At 71.2% G+C, this 4,248-nt stretch carries 4 protein-coding genes; all 4 read right to left on the bottom strand.

The window, feature by feature from the left end:
* Nucleotides 1-374 (bottom strand): hypothetical protein (locus tag GA0115259_RS42580; protein ID WP_218104208.1); only part of this gene is annotated, 374 nt, incomplete at its 3' end.
* Nucleotides 375-419: 45 nt separating this feature from the next.
* Nucleotides 420-1,988 (bottom strand): AbgT family transporter, encoded by a 1,569-nt coding sequence (locus tag GA0115259_RS08625; RefSeq protein ID WP_093593248.1) that lies wholly within the window; start codon nucleotides 1,986-1,988, stop codon nucleotides 420-422.
* Nucleotides 1,989-2,063: 75 nt separating this feature from the next.
* Nucleotides 2,064-3,068 carry a CE1 family esterase gene (locus GA0115259_RS08630; protein ID WP_093593252.1) on the bottom strand — a complete coding sequence of 335 codons (1,005 nt, stop codon included), beginning with the start codon at nucleotides 3,066-3,068 and terminating at the stop codon, nucleotides 2,064-2,066.
* A gap of 412 nt (nucleotides 3,069-3,480) precedes the next feature.
* A partial coding sequence (locus tag GA0115259_RS08635; RefSeq protein WP_218104209.1) for a creatininase family protein occupies nucleotides 3,481-4,248 on the bottom strand: 768 nt, incomplete at its 5' end.

Consider the following 4,248-nt stretch of genomic DNA (forward strand, 5'->3'; position numbering starts at 1 on the left):
GGACATGCCGCCGAGCCGGTAGCCGCCGTGGACCGCGCGGCCACGGACAGGAAGTGGAGGCGCGGGACTCCGCGTCCGTAGCGGTCCGGCGCCGCCACGCGGCCGGTCGCGCCCTTGGGACGTGACCGGCCGTACGGCGCGCCGGAGACGGCCGGCGAATCAGCGGACCGTTCCCGCTCGACGGCAGCGCGCGCAGATCGTCGTAGCCGAAGTCCACGGCGGGACCGCGCGGCCCGCTGCCCCAGACCGTCAACTTCCAGTCCTCGGCGGCGAGCCGGGGTCCGGCCCACGGTGAGGGAGCCCGCGGCCGATTTCATCAGGCCGCGATACAGCCCCCGGGCGCGGTAGGGGCGCTGTACGGGGGAGGGAGCCATCGGCGCGGCTCCCTCCCCCGTGAACGTGCTCGGCACACCCGTGAGTCAGCGCACCGGAGCGCCCGGGCCGAGCGGTATGCCCGTGGCCCACCAGACCAGGAACAGCGCCGTCCACGCGAGTGTCATGGCGACGGCCAGCGGGAGTGTGTACGAGGCCAGTGTGCCGATGCCCGCGTTCTTGCGGTAACGCTGGAGGAAGCCCAGCGCCATGATGAAGTACGGGCTCATCGGAGTGATCGCCGTCGATCCGGAGTCCGCGATCCGGAACAGCGCCTGAGTCGTCTCGGCCGGGACGCTGACGAGCATCAGCATCGGCACCAGGACGGGCGCGGCCAGTGCCCACATCGCGGATCCGCTGGTGACCATCACATTGACCAGCGTCAGCAGGACCAGGATCAGCAGGAACACCAGCACGATCGGCATCCCGCTCTGCTCCAGCGCCTCGGCGGCCCTGACCGCGAGCACATCGCCGATATGTGTCCAGTCGAAGTACGCGAGGAACTGGGCGATCGCGAAGAACAGCACCAGCACCGGCGCCATCTGCTTGACGCCCTCGGCCATCAGCCTCGGTACGTCACCGGGCGAGCTGATCGAGCCCGAGCGGTAGCCGTACACCGTACCCACCAGACCGAAGACCACCGCCACGACCGCCGCGATCCCGTCCAGGAACGGCGAGTCCACGATGCTGCCACCCTCGCCGCGCAGCGGTGACGCCTGCGGCAGCATGACCGCGACCATCACCACGAGCGTCGCCAGCAGGGTGAGCACGGCGCCGCGCAGCGCCGAGCGCTCCCGGGCGCTGAGGGTGAGCGCGCCGAGGTCTTCGAGCTCGGCGTCCGGGTCCGCGTCGAGATCGGGCCGCCGGCTCAGTACGAACTTGGTGACCAGCGTGATGACGGCCGCGAGCAGCACCGACGAGGCGATGTTGAAGAACCAGTTGCTCAGCGGCGAGACATAGGCCGCGTCCCCGCCGACGATCCGCGCCGCCGCCGTGGTGATGCCCGCGAAGATGGCGTCGTTGGGCGTCGGGATCGGGCTCGCGTCGTAACCGGAGGCGATGGCCGTGTAGGCGACGACGACACCGAGGATGGGCGAGCGGCCCACCGCGCGGAAGGCCAGACCGCCCAGCGGTACGAGGATGATGTACGCGGCGGCCGAGGCGACATGGGCCACCGTGCCCGCGAAGGCGACGGCGAACACCACCCAGGAGGCCGGCACCCGCGAGACGCTGACCCGCATCAGCGCCGCGAGGAAACCGGTGCGCTCGGCCACGGCGACGCCCATGATGACCACGACGATGGTGGCCATCGGCGGGAAGGTGGCGAAGTTCTCGATCATCGTCGAGACGGCCATCGCCAGGCCGTCGCCGCTGAGCAGATTCTGTACCGCGACGGTCTTGTGGTCGCTGGGCGAGACGACCGAGACATCGGCCGCGGCCAGCACGGCGCTGACGGCCGCGAGTACGGCGGAGAGGATCCAGAACAGCCAGAACGGATGCGGCAGCGCGTTGCCGGCCCGTTCGATGACGGCCATCGCGCGGACGACGCGCGGCAGCCGGGTCTCGTCGCCCGGTGGCGCGGGTCTGCCGGGTGGCGCTGGGGTCGAAGTGGTCATGGGAGCGGCTCCTTGCTCGGTTCCTGAATCGGCGGGGACGGGACTGATCCGCGGAGGGCTGCTTACTCGGCGGGCTCAGCGGTGGGACGCGGGGGAGCGGTGGGACGCGGGAGTGCGGAACTGGCGCAGGAACTGCCACATGACCTCGTGCGCCTCGATGGTCTGCGTGGTGTATCCGCCGCCGCTGTAGCTGTCGGCGCCGGGCCAGGTGTGACCGCCGTCGGTGACCGCGACATGGCGGACCTCGGCGCCGCGGTCGCAGCCGCGCCAGCGCGAGACGGTGACGTCGGAACCGATCACCGAGTCGCGGGCGCGCGCGTCACAGCCGTTGCGGTCGGCCCAGTCGGCCACCCAGTCCTGGATCGCGGGCAGTCCGCGGTCGGCGTCGCCGGCGTACGGGATGGTCGCGTCGCCCGTGCCGTGGAACTCGATGACCGGTACGGGACGTGACGGCTCGCACTTCTCGCCGGTCGGGTAGAGGGCGGCGGCCACGGGAGCGATGGCGGCGATCCGGTCGGCCGCGTGGCAGGCGAGCAGCGTACCGACGAAGCCCGCGCCGTTGGACTTGCCCGTGGCGTACACCCGTCGTTCGTCGACGCAGAGTGTCGCTTCGAGACGGTCGAGGAGGTCCTCGGTGAACCGGACGTCGTCCACACCGGCCGCCGCGTACGGCGCGCCCTGCCATGCCTGACGGTCGCCGTCGCCGGTGCCGATGACACCGTCCGGGTACACGACCACGGCCGGGAGCGTCGAGAGCTTGGAGAACTCCTCCGTCCCGGCGCCGGTGTTGCCGCGGCCGTGGAAGGCGAGGACCAGCGGCCAGTCGCGCTTCTCGGCGTAGTTGTCGGGGAGATGGAGCTGGTACGTACGGTCACGGCCACCGCTGCTGATGGTCCGCGACGCGCTCGTACCGGGCTGCTGAGGCGCGGGCAGCCGGCAGGCGGACTTCGAGGGCTTCGACGGCTTCGAGGGCTTCGACGCGGTCGCGGCCGTGGGGACGGCGGCGGTCGCGGTCCCGGTCGCTCCGACGCACAGGACGAGGCTCACGGCGGCTGTCGCCATCCGTTGGAGGGAGTTCATGGCAGGCTCCTTCTGCCGGACGCCTGAGGCGGACGGCCGGCTGGTTTTCGGACAGGGGTGCCCCGTGCTGCGGGGCGGGATCGCGTGATGGGCGGGCGACGGCCGATACGCGAAGGGCGTTGTGCGTTGTGTGTGGTGTGTCCGCGGTGTGCGGTGTGATGCGGTGCGGTCCGACGCGGTGCGGTCCGACGCGGTGCGGTCCGACGCGGTGCGGTCCGACGCGGTGCGGCGGGCGCTGTGTGTGGTGCGTTGTGTATTGCGTGCTGTGCGTTGTGTGCTGTGCGGGATGTGTCGTACGGGAAGGTGCTGTCTACGGCACCACGCTCGCCCTTACGCCTTTACGGCCTTGCGGAAGGACGGGCAGGGCGGGTGCGTGATGCCGTACGCGGGTGGAGCGGTGGCGGGTCCGGTGTCAGACGTCCAGCCACTCCTTGACGAAGGCGACCAGACGGACCACAACGGCGTCGACGACCGCCTGTCCGTCCTCGGCGGTCGCCCGGCGGGGGTCACCGAGGATGCCGTTCTCACTGATCCGGTCGTAGCGGACGGCGAGCGCGGGATGGCCGCCGTGGCGCGAGAGCCGGGGGAGCGGATCGAGCTGGGAGGTGGACGTCGTACCGGCCACGAGCCGGTCGGTGTGCACCAGTTCAGGAGCGAGATGGAGCATCTGCGCGGTCTCGGCCTCACCGCTGTGGCCGTGCACCTCGCTGACCTCCATCCCGGACACGACATCCGCGGCCAGCGCGGTGACGGGTGACCAGGCGAACTGGAGATCGGGACGGGTGGTGAGCAGATCCTGCGCCACCGTGGCCAGTGTGGCGTTGTTGCCGCCATGGCCGGTCACCACGAGTATTTTTCGCCAGCCGTGCCGGTGGAGGCTCTCCACATACTCACGGACCACCGCGGCCAGAGTCGTGGTGGTGAGAGTGACCGTGCCCGCGAAGGCGAGATGGTGCGGCGACACACCGACCGGCAGCGAAGGACCGATCACCGCGCGCCCGGCCAGCGCGGCGGCCACCCGGTCGGCCACTCCCTCGGCCCGGACGGTGTCCGTGGCCAGTGGCATACCGGGACCGTGCTGTTCGAACGCGCCCGCCGGGATGATCACCACAGGGCTCGTGGTGACCGCCTCGGCGGCCTCCAGTGTCGTCATCTCGGCCAGCCGCAGCGGCGGGCGGCC

Source organism: Streptomyces sp. MnatMP-M17 (genome assembly GCF_900091995.1).
GTDB lineage: Bacteria > Actinomycetota > Actinomycetes > Streptomycetales > Streptomycetaceae > Streptomyces.